The following is an 18,461-nucleotide window of genomic DNA, read 5'->3' as shown; positions in this document are numbered from 1 at the left end:
CCGTCACCAGACCTCCACCAGAAAGCAGATCCCCTGATGCTCCGCATCGCCGTGCCCAACAAGGGCTCACTCTCCGAGACCGCCTCCGAGATGCTGCGGGAGGCCGGGTACGCCGGTCGCCGTGACCCGAAGGCGCTCCACCTCGTCGACGACCGCAACGGGGTGGAGTTCTTCTTCCTGCGCCCGCGGGACATCGCCACGTACGTCGGGTCCGGCGCGCTCGACGTCGGGATCACCGGCCGCGACCTGCTCCTCGACTCCGGGTCGACCGCGCACGAGGTCGATGCGCTCGGCTTCGCCGACTCCACGTTCCGCTTCGCCGGTACGCCCGGTCGGTTCACGGCCCTGCAGGACCTCGACGGCGTCCGGGTCGCCACCAGCTACCCGGGACTCGTCGGGGAGTTCCTCGCGAAGCACGGCGTCACCGCGACGCTCGTCAAGCTGGACGGTGCCGTGGAGAGCGCCGTGCGCCTCGGTGTGGCCGACGCCGTCGCGGACGTCGTCTCGACGGGCAGCACCCTCCGGCAGGCCGGGCTCGAGATCTTCGGGCCGGTGATCCTCGAGTCGACCGCGCTCCTCATCACCACCGACGAGACGATCGCGGGCATCGACGTGCTCCGCCGCCGGCTGCAGGGCGTCCTCGTCGCTCGCGGCTACGTGATGCTCGACTACGACATCCCCACCGAACTGCTCGAGCAGGCGACGGCGATCGCGTCCGGCATCGAGTCGCCGACGGTCTCGCCGCTGCACGGACGCGACTGGGCTGCCGTCCGCGTGATGATCCCGCGCGACGACGCGAACCTGATCATGGACGCCCTCTACGACCTCGGCGCACGCGCCATCCTGGTCAGCCCGATCCACGCGGCACGACTGTGACCGCGGCGACCGGAGGCGTGGGCGGCACTCGCGGCGGGGTCGCGGTCCGTGTGATCCCGTGCCTCGACGTGTCCGGTGGACGCGTCGTGAAGGGCGTGAACTTCCTCGACCTGCAGGACGCCGGCGACCCCGTCGAGCTCGCGGCGCGCTACTACGAGCAGGGTGCGGACGAGCTGACGTTCCTGGACGTCGGCGCGACCGTCGAGAACCGGTCCACGATGTACGAGACCGTCACGCGCACCGCCGAGCAGGTCTTCATCCCGCTCACGGTCGGCGGTGGCGTCCGGAGCGTCGACGACGTGTCACGACTCCAGCAGTGCGGCGCGGACAAGATCGGCGTGAACAGCGCCGCCATCGCCCGGCCCGACCTCGTCGGCGAGATCGCGGACCGGTTCGGCGCGCAGGCCGTCGTCCTGTCGCTCGACGTGAAGCGGTCGGACCGGATGCCCTCCGGGTTCGTCGTGACGACCCACGGTGGCCGCACCGAGTCGGACCTCGACGCGATCGCCTGGGCGCGGGAAGCCGTCGAGCGGGGCGCGGGAGAGCTGCTCGTCAACTCGATCGACGCCGACGGCACGAAGAACGGGTTCGACCTCGAGCTGACCGCCGCGGTCCGTGCGGTGTCGTCGGTGCCCGTGATCGCCTCCGGCGGCGCCGGCAGCCTCGACCACTTCGCCCCGGCCGTCGACGCCGGCGCGGACGCGGTCCTCGCCGCGAGTGTGTTCCACCGCGGGGAGATGACCATCGGGGACGTCAAGGACGCGCTGCGGGGGACCGGGCACGCCGTACGCTAGGAGCCTCATGACCGACAGCACCAGCACCAGCACGGACGCGGTCCTCGACCGCGCACGCTTCGGTGCGGACGGGCTGCTCCCGGCAGTCGTGCAAGAGGAATCCAGCAAGGACGTCCTCATGCTCGGCTACATGGACCGGGAAGCCCTCCGCCGCACCCTGACCGAGGGGCGGGTGACCTTCTGGTCCCGCTCGCGGCAGGAGTACTGGCGCAAGGGCGACACCTCCGGTCACGCCCAGTACGTCCGGGCGGCGGCGTTCGACTGCGACGCCGACACGCTCCTCGTCACCGTGCAGCAGGTCGGTGCCGCATGCCACACCGGTGCGCACCGGTGCTTCGACGTCGACCCCCTGGAGCCGGTGACGGCGTCCGCTCCGGTGACCACGGCAGTGGAGGAGACCCGATGACCACCGCGACGCTCGTCGAGCAGCCGCACACGACCTCCCGTCCGGAGTTCGACGGCCTGGTGGCGGACGGCCACCGCGTCGTCCCCGTGGTGCGCGCGCTCTACGGCGACAGCGAGACGCCGGTCGGTGTCTACCGGAAGCTCGCGGACGGCCGTCCCGGGTCGTTCCTGCTCGAGTCGGCCGGCCAGGGCGGCCTGTGGTCGCGGTGGTCGTTCGTCGGCGTGCGGAGCTTCGGCGTCCTGACCCAGGACGGCGACCGTGCGGCGTGGATCGACACCGGCATGAGCGCCGAACGCGCCGTGGGATCCCTCGACGGTGCGCCGCTCGACGTGCTCGCACGGCTCCACGAGCGTTGGGCGACCCCGCGCGTCCCCGGCACGCCGCCGCTCGTCGGCGGCACGGTCGGGTTCATCGGCTGGGAGGCCGTGCGGCAGCTCGAGCACCTGCCGAACGTCCCGCAGGCCGACTTCGACGTCCCGGGCCAGTCGCTCGCCTTCGTCTCCGAGCTCGCGGCGCTCGACCACCGCACCGGACTCGTCCTGCTGGTCGCGAGCGCGCTCAACGACGGCACCGACGACACCGACGTGCTCTGGGCCGCGGCGCAGGAGCGCCTCGACCGGATGCAGGCCGACCTGGTCCAGCCGACCGTCGCGACCGTGGCCGAGGCGTTCGACATCGCCGAGCCGACGCCCCGGCACCGGTCGACGCCGGACGAGTACATGGCGGCGGTGACCCGGTCGAAGGACTTCATCCGCGACGGCGACGTGTTCCAGGTCGTCATCTCGCAGCGGTTCGACCACGACGTCACGGCAGAGCCGCTCGACGTCTACCGGGTGCTCCGGACGCTGAACCCCAGCCCGTACATGTACTTCCTGTCGATGGAGGACACCGCGGGCAAGCCGTTCTGGATCGTCGGCGCCTCGCCGGAAGCGCTGGTGAAGGTGCAGGGCGGCCGGGCCATCACGCACCCGATCGCCGGGTCCCGTCCGAGGGGCGCCACCCCGGAAGAGGACGTGCGCTTCGGCGAGGACCTGCTCGAGGACCCGAAGGAGCGCGCGGAGCACCTGATGCTCGTCGACCTCTCCCGCAACGACCTGCAGAAGGTCTGCGAACCGGGCACCGTCGCCGTCACCGAGTTCATGACCGTGGAGCGCTTCAGCCACATCATGCACCTGGTGTCGAGCGTGGAGGGCTCCGTCCGTCCGGAGGCGTCGGCGATCGACGTGTTCCGTGCGACGTTCCCGGCCGGCACGCTGTCCGGTGCGCCGAAGCCGCGCGCGCTCGAGATCATCGACGAGCTCGAACCGGCCAAGCGCGGCGCGTACGCGGGGGTCGTCGGGTACTTCGACTTCGCCGGTGACGCGGACCTGGCCATCGCGATCCGCACCGCCCTGATCCAGGACGGCGTCGCGCGGGTGCAGGCGGGCGCGGGGCTCGTCGCCGACTCCGACCCCGAGACCGAGCACACCGAGGCCGTCAACAAGGCAGCGGCCCCGCTCCGAGCCGTCGCGACCGCCAACAAGATGCGGGAGGTCCGCTCGTGAAGCGCTCCCGTCCGCTCGTCGTCGTCATCGGGTTGGCGGTCGCCGGCATCGTGATGCTCTCGTGGACCCAGACCTGGTTCACGGTGCACCTCGACGCCGCCTCGGCCGTGACCACCACCGTGGACGCCGACGGCTCGAAGGCGGTGCCGCAGTACACCGCGCTGGCGATCGCGTCGCTCGCGCTGTTCCTGGCCATGACGATCGCCGGACGCGTCGTCCGCGTCGTCCTCGCGGTGATCGAGGTCCTGCTCGGCGTCGCGATCGTCGTCGCCGGCATCAACGCGCTGGCCGATCCGGTCGCCGCCGCGAGGGGGGCCATCGGCGAGGTCGCCGGCGTGAGTGACCTGTCAGCCGTCCGCCGGGTCGTCACGAGCGTCGACGTCTCCGCGTGGCCCGTCGTCGGCATCGTCGGGGGAGTCCTCGCGGTCCTGCTCGGCGTGGTGGTCCTGGTCGTGCAGCGGTCGTGGCCGGGGCCGAGCCGGAAGTACGCTGCGACGCCCTCCGCAACGCCGAAGGCCGCGCCCGTGGAACGGGACGCCGTCGTCGACTGGGACGACCTGAGCGCAGGCGTCGACCCGACCTCCGTCGCCCGGACGGACGGGACGGACGCGGCGGACGGGATGGACGCCGCCGACGGGACGGACGCCGCCGCCGACACGGTAGGCTGGGAACCGCGCCGCTCGACCGACGGCGCCACCGACCACGAGGAGCACCGTGAGCACCACTGAGCCCGCAGAACTCGGCGAAGGCCACTCGCCGGCAGCCTGGACGTCCGTCATCATCATGCTGGTGGCGTTCGCGATCGGCACGATCTGCTTCTGGTTCAGCATCGTGTGGGGTGTGTGGGCTGCCGCCGCGCTGCTCGTCGTCGGCCTCATCGTCGGCTGGGTCATGGGCAAGGCCGGCTACGGCGTGAACGGTCCGAAGTTCGTCCCCAAGCACCACAACGAGTAGGTCCGGCATGCCGAACGTGCTCGAGACCCTCGTCGCGGGCGCGCTCGAGGACGCCGCTGCCCGTCGCGCCGACCGTCCGTACTCGGACGTCGAACGCGACCTCGACCGGGTCGCGTTGCCGCTCGACGCGCTCGAGTTCCTCGCACCGGGTGACCGCGTGAAGGTCCTCGCCGAGGTCAAGCGCGCGAGCCCGTCGCGCGGTTCGATGGCGCCCATCGCGGACCCGGCTGCCCTCGCCGCCGAGTACGAGCGTGGCGGCGCCTCGGCGATCAGCGTCCTGACCGAGGGGCGGAAGTTCCTCGGCAGCCTGGCCGACCTCGAAGCCGTCAAGGCACGCGTCTCGGTGCCGGTCCTGCGCAAGGACTTCATCGCCGATCCGTACCAGGTGATCGAGGCCCGTGCCTCCGGAGCGGACATCGTGCTGCTCATCGTCGCGGCGCTCGAGCAGCAGCAGCTGGTCGAGCTCCACGACCTCGCGGAGCAGCTCGGCATGCGTGTCCTGGTGGAGGCCCACTCCGCCGACGAGGTCGCGCGCGGGCTCGACGCAGGTGCGCGCATCCTCGGGGTGAACGCCCGCGACCTGACGGACTTCTCGCTGGACCGCGACCTGTTCGGCGCCCTCGTCGGCGCGATCCCGGACGGGGTCGTCCGTGTCGCCGAGTCCGCCGTCGCCGGTCCCGCCGACGTCGCCCACTACCGCGCTGCGGGTGCCGACGTCGTCCTGGTGGGGGAGGCGCTCGTGACGGGCGCCGACCCCGCTGCTGCACTCGCGTCGTTCATCGACGCCTGACCCTTCGTCCGGCCAGGTGCCGGACACGTTCCGGGAGCACCATCGTGACCTCACTCCGTGACCTCCACGGCCCGTACTTCGGCGACTTCGGCGGACGCTTCGTCCCCGAGTCCCTCGTGCTGGCCCTCGACGAACTCGAAGCCGCCTTCCGCGAGGCCTGGGCGGACCCGGCCTTCCACGAGGAACTCGACGCCCTGCAGCGCGACTACACCGGACGCCCGTCGATCATCACCGAGGTGCCGCGGTTCGCGAAGCACGCCGGTGGTGCCCGGGTGATCCTCAAGCGCGAGGACCTCAACCACACCGGTTCGCACAAGATCAACAACGTCCTCGGCCAGGCCCTCGTCGCGAAGCGGCTCGGCAAGACGCGCCTGATCGCCGAGACCGGCGCCGGTCAGCACGGTGTCGCCACGGCGACGGCTGCCGCCCTCTTCGGCATGGACTGCGTCGTGTACATGGGTGCGGTCGACACTGACCGGCAGGCGCTCAACGTCGCCCGCATGCGGCTCCTCGGCGCCGAGGTCATCCCGGTCGAGACCGGATCGAAGACGCTGAAGGACGCGATCAACGACGCGCTCCGCGACTGGGTGGCGAACGTCGACTCGACGCACTACCTGCTCGGCACGGTCGCGGGGCCGCACCCGTTCCCCGAGATGGTGCGCGAGTTCCACAAGGTGATCGGTGTCGAGGCACGCCAGCAGGTGCTCGACCTGGTCGGCCGCCTGCCCGACGCCGTCGCCGCGTGCGTCGGTGGCGGGTCGAACGCGATGGGGATCTTCGAGGCGTTCCTCGACGACGAGTCGGTCCGCCTGCACGGCTTCGAGGCCGGTGGCGACGGCGTCGAGACCGGTCGGCACGCGGCCAGCATCACCCTGGGCCGCGAAGGCGTGCTGCAGGGGACGAAGTCGTACCTCATGCAGGACGAGGACGGCCAGACGATCGAGAGCCACAGCATCTCCGCCGGCCTCGACTACCCGAGCGTCGGCCCGGAGCACGCGTACCTGGCGTCGATCGGCCGTGCCCGGTACGAGCCGATCACGGACGCCGAGGCGATGGAGGCCTTCCGGCTGCTCAGCCGCACCGAGGGCATCATCCCGGCGATCGAGTCGTCGCACGCGCTCGCGGGGGCGATGAAGCTCGGCAAGGAGCTCGGCCCGGAGGGCGTCGTCCTGGTGAACCTGTCCGGTCGCGGCGACAAGGACGTCGCATCGGCCAGCCGGTACTTCGGCATCCTCGACGAGAACGCGGTGCAGCTGTGAGCACGACGAACACGAACACGGTCGCGACGACGATCGACCAGGCGAACGCGGACCGCGCCGGAGCCGTGGTCGGGTACCTGCCCGCCGGGTTCCCGGACGTCAGGACGAGCATCGACGCCGCCGTCGCCCTCGCCGAGAACGGCGTGGACGTCATCGAGCTCGGCCTGCCGTACTCGGACCCGGTGATGGACGGCCCGGTCATCCAGCGCGCGGCCGAGGAGTCGCTCGCGAACGGGTTCCGCGTGGCGCAGGTCTTCGACGCCGTGCACGAGATCACCGAGCGCGCCGGCATCCCGGTGCTCGTCATGACGTACTGGAACCCGGTGCTCCGCTACGGCGTGGACCGGTTCGCGGACGACCTCGTGGCCGCCGGCGCCGCTGGGCTCATCACCCCTGACCTCATCCCGGACGAGGCCACCGAGTGGCTCACCGCGTCCGAGCGGACCGGTCTCGACCGGGTGTTCCTCGCCGCACCGTCGTCGACCGACGCGCGCATGCGCCAGGCCGTCGAGTCGAGCCGCGGGTTCGTCTACGCCGTCTCGACCATGGGGGTCACCGGCGCGCGCGTCGGCGTCGACGCCGCAGCACGCACCGTCGTGTCCCGGCTCCGCGACGCCGGCGTCGACCGGACGTGTGTCGGGCTCGGCATCTCGACGGCCGACCAGGTCGCCGAGGTCCTCGACTACGCCGACGGCGCGATCGTCGGCTCGGCCTTCGTCCGTGCCCTCGCCGACCTCGGTGTCACCGGTGCCGGCCAGCGCGCTGCTGAGCTGACAGCGGGCGCGCAGCGCCGCTGAGAACCGGGACGGGAGGCCCGGCGGACGTCAGCCGATCGGCTCACGTCCGCCGGGCCTCCCGTCCACCCGCATCACGGTTTCCACAGACAGCCGCCGCCGGGTCCTGACCACCGTGCCACCCGCGCTACAGTGATCCGGGATCGTCGCGACTGCGACGCCCGCGGCGCACACCGAAAGGCGACAGCACCTCCATGCCCCTCCTGAGCATCCCGAGCCCCAGCACCGCCTGGCAGTACTTCGATCTGACCGCTTGGCTGCGCGACGCGTTCGGGTGGTCGCTGCCCCTCGACTTCCGGATCCACGCGTACGCGATCTGCATCCTGCTCGGCATCGTCGCCGCCGTCGTCGTCACGAACCGACGGCTCAACGCCCGCGGCGTGGAGCGCTGGATCATCATCGACATCGCGATCTGGGCGGTGCCGGCCGGCATCATCGGCGGGCGCTTGTTCCACGTCTTCACCCACGTCAGCGACTACTTCGGTCCCGGGCGCGACCCGCTGTCCTTCCTCTACATCTGGGAAGGCGGCCTCGCGATCTTCGGGGCGCTCATCCTCGGGTCGGTCGGTGCCTACATCGGATGCCGCCAGGTGGGGCTGCGGTTCACCGCCTTCCTCGACGCCGTCGCGCCCGCGATGCTGCTCGCGCAGGCGTTCGGCCGGCTCGGCAACTACTTCAACCACGAGCTGTTCGGCATGCCGACCAGCCTGCCGTGGGGGCTGCAGATCGAGTCGTCCAACGCGGCCTACCCGACGGGGCTGCCGGAGGGCACGCTGTTCCACCCGACCTTCCTCTACGAGATCATCTGGAACGTCCTCGGCTTCGTCGTGATCATCCTGATCGACCGCAAGTTCAGCCTCCAGTGGGGCCGCGTGCTCGCGCTGTACCTGATCTGGTACGGCCTCGGCCGGTCGTTCCTCGAGTCGATCCGCGTCGACACCTCCGAGACCTTCTTCGGCATCCGGACGAACGTCTGGGCGTCCTTTGCGGCGATCCTGCTGGGCCTCATCATCTTCTGGATCCAGTCGAAGCGGCACACCGGCAAGGAGCCGAGCCCCTACCTGCCCGGTCGCGGGCCCCGTGCGAACTCGGATGTAGACTCGGACGACACCTACTCGGAGCACGGGGACGACGCACCCCTCGCCGCCGACTCCGAACCGGTCGCCACAGCAGCCGACCGTTCCTGAGGGGTCCGCTGCACCGACCCGCTCAGCGCACCAGACAAACCGCGCACCAGACAAACCGCGCACCAGACAAACCGCGCACCACACAAACCGCGCACCACCACAGCAACAGGTCCACCACAAGCGGGCCAGAACACCTCCGCACGCCGCAGGGCAACTCGCTGACGGCGTGCACGGGCACCAGTCCCGCCCACACGGGCGGCACGCACCGCCGGGCCACCGCTGTCCCTGTTCCACTTCCTCGTGAGGACGGTTCCCCATGGCGCTCCTGCCACCACAGTCCACGTCTCGTCCGGCCGCAACGGGCCGGGCCACGGCGCTCCTGCCTGCGCACCGGCGGTTCTCCGCGATCCCGGACGCGACGGGGATGTACGACCCCGCCAACGAGAAGGACGCGTGCGGCCTGGCGATGGTCGCGACGCTCCGCGGGACGCCAGGACACGACATCGTGGACGCCGCGCTCGGTGCGCTCCGCAACCTCGAGCACCGCGGTGCCGTCGGTTCGGACGCCGGCACCGGTGACGGCGCCGGCATCCTCTGCCAGGTGCCCGACGCGTTCTTCCGCGACGAGGCGCCGTTCGAGCTGCCCGCCGCGGGCGAGTACGCCGTCGGCACCGCCTACCTGCCCGTGGACGACGCCGACCGTGCCGCGGTGAAGGCCGCCGTCGAGTCGTACGCTGCCGAGGAGGGCCTCCGGGTCCTCGGCTGGCGTGTGGTCCCGGTGCGTCCGGACGTCCTCGGGACGCTCGCACGTGCCGCGATGCCGGCATTCGAGCAGCTGTTCGTGGCGTCCGACCGGCACGACGAGCAGGGCGCCGCCTGGAGCGGCATCGCCCTCGACCGCCAGACCTTCCGTCTCCGCAAGCGCGTCGAGCGCGAGCAGGAGGTCTACTTCATGTCCCTGTCGAGCCGGACCATGGTCTACAAGGGCATGGTCACGACGCTCCAGCTCGAGCCGTTCTACCCGGACCTCAGTGACGAGCGCTTCGCGTCGAAGCTCGCGATCGTGCACTCCCGGTACTCCACGAACACGTTCCCGTCGTGGCCGCTCGCCCAACCGTTCCGCACGCTGGCGCACAACGGCGAGATCAACACCGTCCGCGGCAACCGCAACTGGATGCGCGCCCGCCAGTCGCAGCTCGAGAGCGAGCTGCTCGGCGACATGGCGCCGCTGCTGCCGATCGTCAGCCCCGGCGCGAGCGACTCCGCGTCCTTCGACGAGACCCTCGAGCTGCTCACCCTGACCGGGCGGACGCTCCCGCACGCGGTGTCGATGATGGTCCCAGAAGCGTGGGAGAACCAGGCCGACATGGACCCGGAGCTCCGGGCGTTCTACGAGTACCACTCGATGCTCATGGAGCCGTGGGACGGCCCCGCCGCGATCACGTTCACCGACGGCTCGCTCGTCGGCGCCACGCTCGACCGCAACGGCCTGCGTCCCGGCCGGTTCCTGGTCACCGACGACGGCCTCATCGTGATGGGGTCGGAGACCGGCGTGATCGACGTCCCCGCGTCGAAGGTCGTCCGCAAGGGCCGTCTGCGCCCTGGCCGGATGTTCCTCGTCGACACCGAGGCCGGTCGCATCATCGAGGACGACGAGGTCAAGCAGGGCCTGGCGTCCTCCGGGCCGTGGGGCGAGTGGCTGGAGGCCGGCCGGATCAACCTCCGCGACCTGCCCGAGCGGGAGCACATCGTGCACACCCCTGCCTCCGTCACGCGTCGACAGCGCGCCTTCGGGTACACCGAGGAAGAGGTCCGGATCCTGCTGCGTCCGATGGCGCAGGCGGGTGCGGAACCGCTCGGTGCGATGGGCTCCGACACGCCGATCGCCGTGCTGTCCCAGCGCCCGCGACTCCTCTTCGACTACTTCACCCAGCAGTTCGCCCAGGTGACGAACCCGCCGCTCGACTCCATCCGCGAGCAGGTCATCACCTCGATGGGCATGGGCCTCGGCCCGGAGCGCAACCTGCTCGACGCCGGCCCGGAGCACGCGAAGCAGATCGTCCTCGACTTCCCGGTGATCGACAACGACCAGCTCGCGAAGGTCCAGCACTTCGAGACGGCGTCCGGTCGGCACCTCACCGTGACGATCAGGGGCCTCTACCGCGTCGATGCGGGCGAACAGGCCATGGAGCAGCGCATCCAGGCCGTCTGCGACGAGGTGGACGAGGCGATCGAGTCCGGCAAGCAGTTCATCGTGCTGTCCGACCGTGACGGCAACGCCGAGAGCGCGCCGATCCCGAGCCTGCTGCTGCTCGCGGCCGTGCACCACCACCTGATCCGCACCGAGCAGCGCATGAAGGTCGGCCTGATCGTCGAGGCGGGGGACGTGCGTGAGGTCCACCACGTCGCGACCCTGATCGGCTACGGCGCCTCGGCGATCAACCCGTACCTCGCGATGGAGACCTGCGAGAACCTGGTCCGCCAGGGCATGATCAGCGGCATCACCCCCGAGCAGGCCGTCAAGAACGTGATCAAGGCGCTCGGCAAGGGCGTCCTGAAGATCATGTCGAAGATGGGCATCTCGACGGTGTCGAGCTACGCGGGCGCCCAGGCGTTCGAGGCGGTCGGGCTGTCGCAGGAGTTCGTCGACAAGTACTTCACCGGCACCTCGTCGATCCTCGGCGGCGTCGACATCGACGTGATCGCGAAGGAGAACGCCGAGCGGCACGGTCAGGCGTACCCGCAGGACGGCGCGGTGCTCGCACACGAGCGCCTGCAGACCGGTGGCGAGTACCAGTGGCGCCGCGAAGGGCCGCCGCACCTGTTCAACCCGGACACGGTGTTCCGCCTGCAGCACGCCACCCGTGCCCGTCGGTACGACATCTTCAAGGAGTACTCGAGCACGGTCGACGACCAGTCCGAGGAGCTCATGACGCTCCGCGGTCTGTTCCGCTTCAAGCACGGCGAGCGGAAGCCCGTCTCGCTGGAAGAAGTCGAGTCGATCGAGTCCATCGTCAAACGGTTCAACACCGGCGCGATGTCCTACGGCTCCATCTCGAAGGAAGCCCACGAGACCCTCGCGATCGCGATGAACCGTCTCGGCGGGCGGTCCAACACGGGCGAGGGCGGCGAGGACGTCGACCGGCTCCTCGACCCCGAGCGCCGCAGCGCGATCAAGCAGGTCGCCTCCGGTCGCTTCGGCGTCACGAGCATGTACCTGACGCACGCCACGGACATCCAGCTGAAGATGGCCCAGGGTGCGAAGCCCGGCGAGGGCGGCCAGCTGCCGCCGCAGAAGGTCTACCCGTGGGTGGCGCGCACCCGGCACGCCACCGCCGGTGTCGGCCTCATCTCGCCCCCGCCGCACCACGACATCTACTCCATCGAGGACCTCAAGCAGCTGATCTTCGACGTCAAGCGCGCCAACCCCTCGGCACGCGTGCACGTCAAGCTCGTCAGCCAGTCCGGCATCGGTGCGGTGGCCGCCGGCGTGACGAAGGCCCTCGCCGACGTCGTGCTCGTCTCCGGCCACGACGGTGGCACCGGTGCGTCGCCGTTGAACTCGTTGAAGCACGCAGGCACCCCGTGGGAGATCGGTCTCGCCGAGACGCAGCAGACGCTCATGCTCAATGGCATGCGCGACCGCGTGGTGGTGCAGGTCGACGGCCAGATGAAGACCGGCCGCGACGTCGTCGTCGCAGCGCTGCTCGGCGCAGAGGAGTACGGCTTCGCCACGGCTCCGCTCGTCGTCGAGGGATGCATCCTGATGCGCGTCTGCCACCTCGACACGTGCCCGGTCGGCGTCGCGACGCAGAACCCGGAGCTCCGCAAGCGGTTCTCGGGCAAGCCGGAGTTCGTGGTGAACTTCTTCGAGTTCATCGCGCAGGAAGTCCGCGAGCTCCTCGCCGAACTCGGCTTCCGCAGCCTCGACGAGGCGATCGGGCACACCGACGTCCTCGACGTCGACCGCGCCGTCGAGCACTGGAAGGCGTCCGGCCTCGACCTCGAACCCGTCCTCAAGGGGCCGGAGTTCCAGGCGGAGGAACCCCGTCGGCACCACCGCGAGCAGGACCACGAGCTCGAGCAGCACTTCGACGTGCAGCTCATCCAGAAGGCGTCTGACGTGCTCGAGCACGGTGGGTCCGTCACGCTCGACCTCCCGATCCGCAACACCGAGCGCGCCGTCGGCACCATGCTCGGCCACGAGGTCACGCTGCGCCACGGCGAGAACGGGCTGCCGGCCGGGTCGATCGACGTCACGCTGCGCGGGTCCGCCGGGCAGTCGCTCGGCGCGTTCATGCCGTCTGGCATCACCCTGCGGCTCATCGGCGACAGCAACGACTACGTCGGCAAGGGACTCTCCGGTGGCGACATCGTCGTGCGCCCGGCCGAGTCGAGCGGCTTCGAGCCGTCGGAGAACGTCATCGCCGGCAACGTCATCGGCTACGGCGCCACCCAGGGCAGCATGTTCATCCGCGGCATCGTGGGGGAGCGCTTCCTGGTCAGGAACTCCGGCGCGACCGCGGTCGTCGAGGGCGTCGGCGACCACGCGCTGGAGTACATGACGGGTGGCCTCGCGCTCATCCTCGGCGAGACCGGTCGGAACCTCGGCGCCGGCATGTCCGGTGGCACCGCGTACGTCAGGGGCCTGCGGACGGAGCACGTCAACCAGGACTCCCTGGGCAGCGGCGAGCTCCGGCTCGAGGAACTCGACAGCGCCGACGTGGAGATCGTCACCGACCTGCTCGAGCGGCACGCTGCCGAGACGGGCTCGACGGTCGCCGCAGACCTGCTGGCGTCGGGTGACCTGTCCGAGTTCGTCAAGGTGCTGCCGCGTGACTACGCCGCAGTGCTCGAGACCCGCAAGCAGGCCGTCGACGAGGGCCTCGACCCCGACGGCGACGTCGTTTGGAACAGGATCATGGAGGTGACCGGTGGCTGAGATCACGGCGCGTCCGGAACAGACTGAGCACACGAACCCGATGGAGGTAACAGGTGGCTGACCCCAAGGGATTCCTGAAGGTCCAGGAACGCGAACTGCCCGAGCGTCGGCCCGTCCCCGTCCGGCTCATGGACTGGAAAGAGGTCTACGAGCAGCAGGAGTCCGGCCAGCTGAAGCGCCAGGCAGGCCGCTGCATGGACTGCGGTGTGCCGTTCTGTCACCAGGGCTGCCCACTCGGCAACCTCATCCCGGAGTGGAACGACCTCACGTGGCGCGGCGAGGGCCGGCAGGCGATCGAGCGGCTCCACGCGACGAACAACTTCCCGGAGTTCACGGGTCGGCTCTGCCCGGCTCCGTGCGAGTCGTCGTGCGTGCTCGGCATCAACCAGCCGCCCGTGACCATCAAGCAGGTCGAGGTCTCGATCATCGACGAGGCGTTCCAGAACGGGTGGGTCACCCCGCACCCGCCGGAGCGCCTGACCGGCAAGACCGTCGCCGTCGTCGGCTCCGGCCCCGCCGGGCTCGCGGCCGCGCAGCAGCTGACCCGCGCCGGCCACACCGTCGCCGTCTACGAGCGTGACGACCGCATCGGTGGTCTGCTCCGGTACGGCATCCCGGACTTCAAGATGGAGAAGCGCCAGATCGACGCGCGCCTCGCCCAGATGCAGGCGGAGGGCACGCGCTTCCGCGCCGGTGTCGAGATCGGCCGGGACATCACCTGGGACGACCTGAAGTCGCGCTACGACGCGGTCGTCGTCGCCACGGGTGCCACGGTCCCGCGCGACCTGCCCATCCCCGGTCGCGACCTCGCCGGTGTGCACTTCGCGATGGAGTACCTCGTGCAGCAGAACCGCGCGGGTGCCGGCACCGTCGTCGACAACCAGATCACGGCGGAGGGCAAGCACGTCGTCGTGATCGGCGGTGGTGACACCGGTGCGGACTGCATCGGGACCGCCCACCGTCAGGGCGCGCTGAGCGTGACGAACCTGGCGATCGGCAAGCAGCCGCCGCTGGAGCGCCCGGACAACCAGCCGTGGCCGATGTTCCCGACCGTGTTCGAGGTCACCAGCGCCCACGAAGAGGGCGGGGAGCGCACCTTCCTGGCCTCGACGGTCGAGTTCCTCTCGAACGACGCTGGCGAGGTCCGGGCGCTCCGTGTCGCCGAGACGGAGTACCTCGACGGCCGCCGGGTCCCCAAGGCCGGCACCGAGCGGGAGATCCCCGCCGACCTGGTCCTCATCGCGATGGGCTTCACCGGTCCCGAGACCGACACGCTCGAGCCGCAGCTCGGGCTCCCGGTCACGGTGTCCGGCGCGGTCGCGCGGCAGGCCGACTACACCACGAACGAGGCCGGCGTGTTCGTCGCCGGTGACGCCGGCCGCGGGCAGTCCCTGATCGTCTGGGCCATCGCGGAGGGCCGTGCGGCCGCCGCGAAGGTCGACGAGTACCTCGAGGGCACCACGATGCTGCCGGCGCCGGTGAAGGCGACCGACCGGGCGATCTCCATCTGATGGTCACCACTCGGTGAGCGGGAGGCCACCAGCACTCGATAGGGTGCTGGTGGCCTCTTCTTCGTACTGCGAAGCCCCACGCCAGCAAGCAAGCAGCAGCCGCAAGCCCCACAAGACACCACACGAAGGAATCCATTGAGACGCGCAAAGATCGTTTCGACCCTCGGCCCGGCCACGTCGGACTACGAGACCGTCAAGGAGATCATCGAGGCAGGCGTGGACGTCGCCCGACTCAACCTCAGCCACGGTGACTACAGCGTCCACGAGGCCAACTACGAGAACGTCCGTCGCGCCGCCGAGGAGCTCGGCAAGCCGGTCGCGATCCTCGTCGACCTGCAGGGTCCGAAGATCCGCCTCGCGAAGTTCGCCGACGGCCCGCACGAACTCGCCGTCGGCGACGTCTTCACGATCACGACCGAGGACGTGCCCGGCTCGAAGGAGATCTGCGGCACCACGTTCAAGGGCCTCCCCGACGACGTGCAGCCCGGCGACCCGCTCCTCATCGACGACGGCCGCGTGCGCCTCCGCGTGCTCGACACGGACGGCGTCCGCGTCCGCACCGAAGTCGTCGTCGGCGGCACCGTGTCGAACAACAAGGGCATCAACCTCCCCGGCGTCGCCGTGAACGTCCCCGCACTGAGCGAGAAGGACGAAGCGGACCTCCGCTGGGGGATCCGGCAGGGTGCCGACCTCATCGCGCTGTCGTTCGTGCGCAACGCCGCCGACGTCGACCGCGCCCACGAGATCATGGACGAAGAGGGCAAGCGCCTCCCCGTCATCGCGAAGATCGAGAAGCCGCAGGCCGTCGACGCGCTCGAGGAGATCATCGACGCCTTCGACTCGATCATGGTCGCCCGCGGTGACCTCGGCGTCGAGCTCCCGCTCGAGGCCGTCCCGATCGTGCAGAAGCGCGCCGTCGAGCTCTCCCGCCGCATGGCGAAGCCGGTGATCGTCGCGACGCAGATGCTCGAGTCGATGATCTCGTCGCCGATCCCGACCCGCGCCGAGACGTCCGACGTCGCGAACGCGGTGCTCGACGGTGCCGACGCCGTGATGCTCTCCGGCGAGACGAGCGTGGGCGAGTACCCCGTGCAGACCGTCCGCACCATGGCACGCATCGTCGAGTCGACCGAGGACCACGGCCTCGAGCGCATCGCGCCGCTCGGCACCAAGCCGCGCACCCTCGGTGGTGCGATCACGCTCGCCGCGGTCGAGATCGCCGAGTTCACCGAGGCGTCGTACCTCTGCGTCTTCACCGAGTCCGGTGACTCCGCCCGCCGCATGTCGCGTCTCCGCCACGGGCTGCCGATCATCGCGTTCACGCCGAACGAGGCCACGCGTCGCCGCATGGCGCTCACCTGGGGCGTCCGCTCGTTCCTGGTGCCGCGCATGAAGCACACCGACGAGCTGTTCGGTCAGGTCGACGACGTCCTGATCCACAACGGCCTCGCCGCACCCGGTGACCGCGTCATCGTGACGGCCGGCTCGCCTCCCGGACTCGAGGGCTCGACGAACGACCTCCGCGTGCACCGCGTGGGGGACGCGCACGCCGAGGCCGCACCGGCGTACGTTCGGGACTAGTCCCGCGGATCGCGCGAGGGCGCGGACGGGAGGCCCGGTGCAGCTCACTGCACCACCTCCGGTCCGGGCCCGCTCGCGTCCAGAGCCCCCATCCCGTCGACAGGAGACGATCGCGATGAGTGAGCGGAGCCTCCGGTCCGAGACGGTGGGCCGACGGCCCACGGACGTCCGCCGATGGCGACGGTACCTGGCCGACGAACGCGCGGAAGGCGCCGTCTACCGCAATCTCGCCGCCCGTCGCGAGGGTGAGGAGCGGGAGATCCTGAGCGCCCTCGCGGAGGCCGAGGGCCGGCACGAGCAGCACTGGATCGACCTGCTCGGCAACGACATCGGCCGGCCGTTGCGCGGCAGCCTGCGGACGCGGGTCCTCGCCGGACTGGCGAAGCGGTTCGGGTCGGTGTTCGTGCTCGCGCTCATGCAACGCGCCGAGGACCGCTCGCCGTACGCCGACGACGCGGACGCGACCGCGAGCATGGCAGCAGACGAACGGATCCACGGCGAGGTGGTCCGCGGGCTGGCCAACCGCGGCCGGATGCGGCTGTCCGGCACCTTCCGGGCGGCGGTCTTCGGCGCGAACGACGGACTGGTCTCGAACCTCGCGCTGATCATCGGCATCAGCGCCTCGGGAGCGGACCGGCACTTCGTGCTCCTGAGCGGGATCGCGGGGTTGCTCGCGGGTGCCCTGTCGATGGGCGCGGGGGAGTACGTGTCCGTGCGGTCCCAGCGCGAGCTGCTCGAGGCGTCGTCACCGCATCCGGACGCGAACCGGGCCGTCGCGGACCTCGACGTCGACGCGAACGAGCTCGCCCTGGTCTACCGGGCGCGGGGGATGCCCGAGCACGAGGCCGAGGCCCACGCGACCGACGTGCTCGCCGGGCTCGGAACCGGGCCGGACACCAGGTCCACCCGGGCGGTCGACGACCACGAGGCGGTCGGCAACGGCATGAGCGCGGCGATCTCGAGCTTCCTGTTCTTCGCGTCCGGCGCGATCATCCCGGTGCTGCCCTACCTGTTCGGGCTCGACGGCTGGACCGCGGTCGTCGTGGCCGGGTTCCTGGTCGGGATCGCCCTGCTCGGCACCGGCGCGGTCGTCGGCGTCCTCAGCGGTGCCTCGCCGCTCCGTCGGGCACTGCGGCAGCTCGCGATCGGCTTCGGTGCCGCGGTGGTCACGTACCTGCTCGGGCTGCTCTTCGGCACCGGATCGGCGTAGCGACCGCCCGCTACCGGCGGACGGCGGCCCGCGGGGGCAGGAGCAGCAAGGCCGCCGCCCCGACCACGATCAGCGCGATCCCGGCGAAGACCATGAACACGGTCAGGGCGAGGCCCGGCGCGAACAGCACCGCGATGCCGCCGAGGATCGACAGCACCCCGCTGACGACCGTCGGGATGCGGGAGGAACCGGGGTGTCCGGCGAACCCGCCGACGAGCGACGCGATGCCCTCGATGACGAACCCGATCCCCGCGAGCACGGCGTAGACCACGAGCGGGACGGCGGGGTCGAGGAGCGTGACCAGGCCGGCGACCGCGACGAGCACCCCGACCACGCCGGACGTCCACCGCCACACGGGCGGCGTCCCGTGGCCGCGGACCGCTGCGAACACACGCATCACGCCGGCGACGACGAGGTAGACGCCGAAGAGCAGTGCGACGACGACGAGGGACGGCCGGGGCCAGACGATCGCGACGATGCCGAGCGCGATGGCGACGACGGACGTCACGATGACGAACACCCGGAACGTCCGGACTGCACGGGAATCCACGAGCACTCCTCCCTGATCGGAGCTGGACGACCTGGACAGTACCCGGAGCGCGACCGGCCCGCCCGCCCGTGCAACCGGATGCAACCCCTGTCCACGTAGCGTCGCGAACAGGCGCGCGGATCG

15 protein-coding genes are annotated in these 18,461 nt (G+C 70.7%); 14 read left to right on the top strand and 1 reads right to left on the bottom strand.

What is annotated here, in order from left to right:
• Positions 1–36 precede the first annotated feature (36 nt).
• From hisG to ACIPJ2_RS10880, 14 genes are all read left to right on the top strand, one after another.
• Complete coding sequence (hisG, locus tag ACIPJ2_RS10945; protein WP_281264685.1) at positions 37–876, top strand: ATP phosphoribosyltransferase; 840 nt, start codon at positions 37–39, stop codon at positions 874–876.
• A 17-nt stretch (positions 877–893) separates the two neighbouring features.
• A complete protein-coding gene (gene hisF, locus ACIPJ2_RS10940; protein WP_402728831.1) occupies positions 894–1,670 on the top strand; it encodes an imidazole glycerol phosphate synthase subunit HisF in 777 nt (258 codons plus the stop codon).
• 7 nt (positions 1,671–1,677) lie between these two features.
• On the top strand, positions 1,678–2,076 hold the full coding sequence (gene hisI, locus ACIPJ2_RS10935; RefSeq protein WP_281264683.1) for a phosphoribosyl-AMP cyclohydrolase: 399 nt from the start codon (positions 1,678–1,680) through the stop codon (positions 2,074–2,076).
• On the top strand, positions 2,073–3,620 hold the full coding sequence (locus tag ACIPJ2_RS10930) for an anthranilate synthase component I (RefSeq protein WP_402728830.1): 1,548 nt from the start codon (positions 2,073–2,075) through the stop codon (positions 3,618–3,620). The genes hisI and ACIPJ2_RS10930 overlap by 4 nt, the downstream gene beginning before the upstream one ends.
• The gene (locus tag ACIPJ2_RS10925; protein WP_402728829.1) at positions 3,617–4,348 is read left to right on the top strand and encodes a Trp biosynthesis-associated membrane protein; all 732 of its coding nucleotides are present in this window, start codon (positions 3,617–3,619) and stop codon (positions 4,346–4,348) included. The genes ACIPJ2_RS10930 and ACIPJ2_RS10925 overlap by 4 nt, the downstream gene beginning before the upstream one ends.
• Entirely contained in the window at positions 4,335–4,574 is a 240-nt protein-coding gene (locus ACIPJ2_RS10920; protein WP_402728828.1) for a DUF6704 family protein, read from the top strand. Before ACIPJ2_RS10925 ends, ACIPJ2_RS10920 begins: the two co-directional genes overlap by 14 nt.
• Positions 4,575–4,590: 16 nt before the next feature.
• Complete coding sequence (gene trpC, locus ACIPJ2_RS10915) at positions 4,591–5,364, top strand: indole-3-glycerol phosphate synthase TrpC (RefSeq protein ID WP_402728988.1); 774 nt, start codon at positions 4,591–4,593, stop codon at positions 5,362–5,364.
• A 44-nt stretch (positions 5,365–5,408) separates the two neighbouring features.
• Positions 5,409–6,623, top strand: a complete 1,215-nt coding sequence (gene trpB / locus ACIPJ2_RS10910) for a tryptophan synthase subunit beta (protein WP_402728827.1) — start codon at positions 5,409–5,411, stop codon at positions 6,621–6,623.
• Positions 6,620–7,420 (top strand): tryptophan synthase subunit alpha, encoded by an 801-nt coding sequence (trpA, locus tag ACIPJ2_RS10905; RefSeq protein ID WP_402728826.1) that lies wholly within the window; start codon positions 6,620–6,622, stop codon positions 7,418–7,420. Before trpB ends, trpA begins: the two co-directional genes overlap by 4 nt.
• A gap of 191 nt (positions 7,421–7,611) precedes the next feature.
• Positions 7,612–8,604 carry a prolipoprotein diacylglyceryl transferase gene (gene lgt / locus ACIPJ2_RS10900; protein WP_402728825.1) on the top strand — a complete coding sequence of 331 codons (993 nt, stop codon included), beginning with the start codon at positions 7,612–7,614 and terminating at the stop codon, positions 8,602–8,604.
• 364 nt (positions 8,605–8,968) lie between these two features.
• On the top strand, positions 8,969–13,486 hold the full coding sequence (gene gltB / locus ACIPJ2_RS10895; protein ID WP_402728987.1) for a glutamate synthase large subunit: 4,518 nt from the start codon (positions 8,969–8,971) through the stop codon (positions 13,484–13,486).
• A 53-nt stretch (positions 13,487–13,539) separates the two neighbouring features.
• Entirely contained in the window at positions 13,540–14,997 is a 1,458-nt protein-coding gene (locus ACIPJ2_RS10890; protein WP_281264676.1) for a glutamate synthase subunit beta, read from the top strand.
• Between the two features lie 135 nt (positions 14,998–15,132).
• Entirely contained in the window at positions 15,133–16,578 is a 1,446-nt protein-coding gene (gene pyk, locus ACIPJ2_RS10885) for a pyruvate kinase (protein ID WP_402728824.1), read from the top strand.
• Between the two features lie 115 nt (positions 16,579–16,693).
• Complete coding sequence (locus ACIPJ2_RS10880) at positions 16,694–17,788, top strand: VIT1/CCC1 transporter family protein (RefSeq protein ID WP_402728823.1); 1,095 nt, start codon at positions 16,694–16,696, stop codon at positions 17,786–17,788.
• A gap of 10 nt (positions 17,789–17,798) precedes the next feature.
• On the opposite strand, the gene ACIPJ2_RS10875 is transcribed toward ACIPJ2_RS10880, so the two are convergent.
• Positions 17,799–18,338, bottom strand: coding sequence for an HdeD family acid-resistance protein (locus tag ACIPJ2_RS10875; RefSeq protein ID WP_281264673.1), 540 nt, complete (start codon positions 18,336–18,338; stop codon positions 17,799–17,801).
• Between the last annotated feature and the right edge of the window lie 123 nt (positions 18,339–18,461).

Source organism: Curtobacterium sp. NPDC090217 (genome assembly GCF_044746705.1).
GTDB lineage: Bacteria > Actinomycetota > Actinomycetes > Actinomycetales > Microbacteriaceae > Curtobacterium.
The sequence above is the reverse complement of the archived record's forward strand: the minus strand, read 5'-3'. Positions and strand labels throughout refer to the sequence as shown.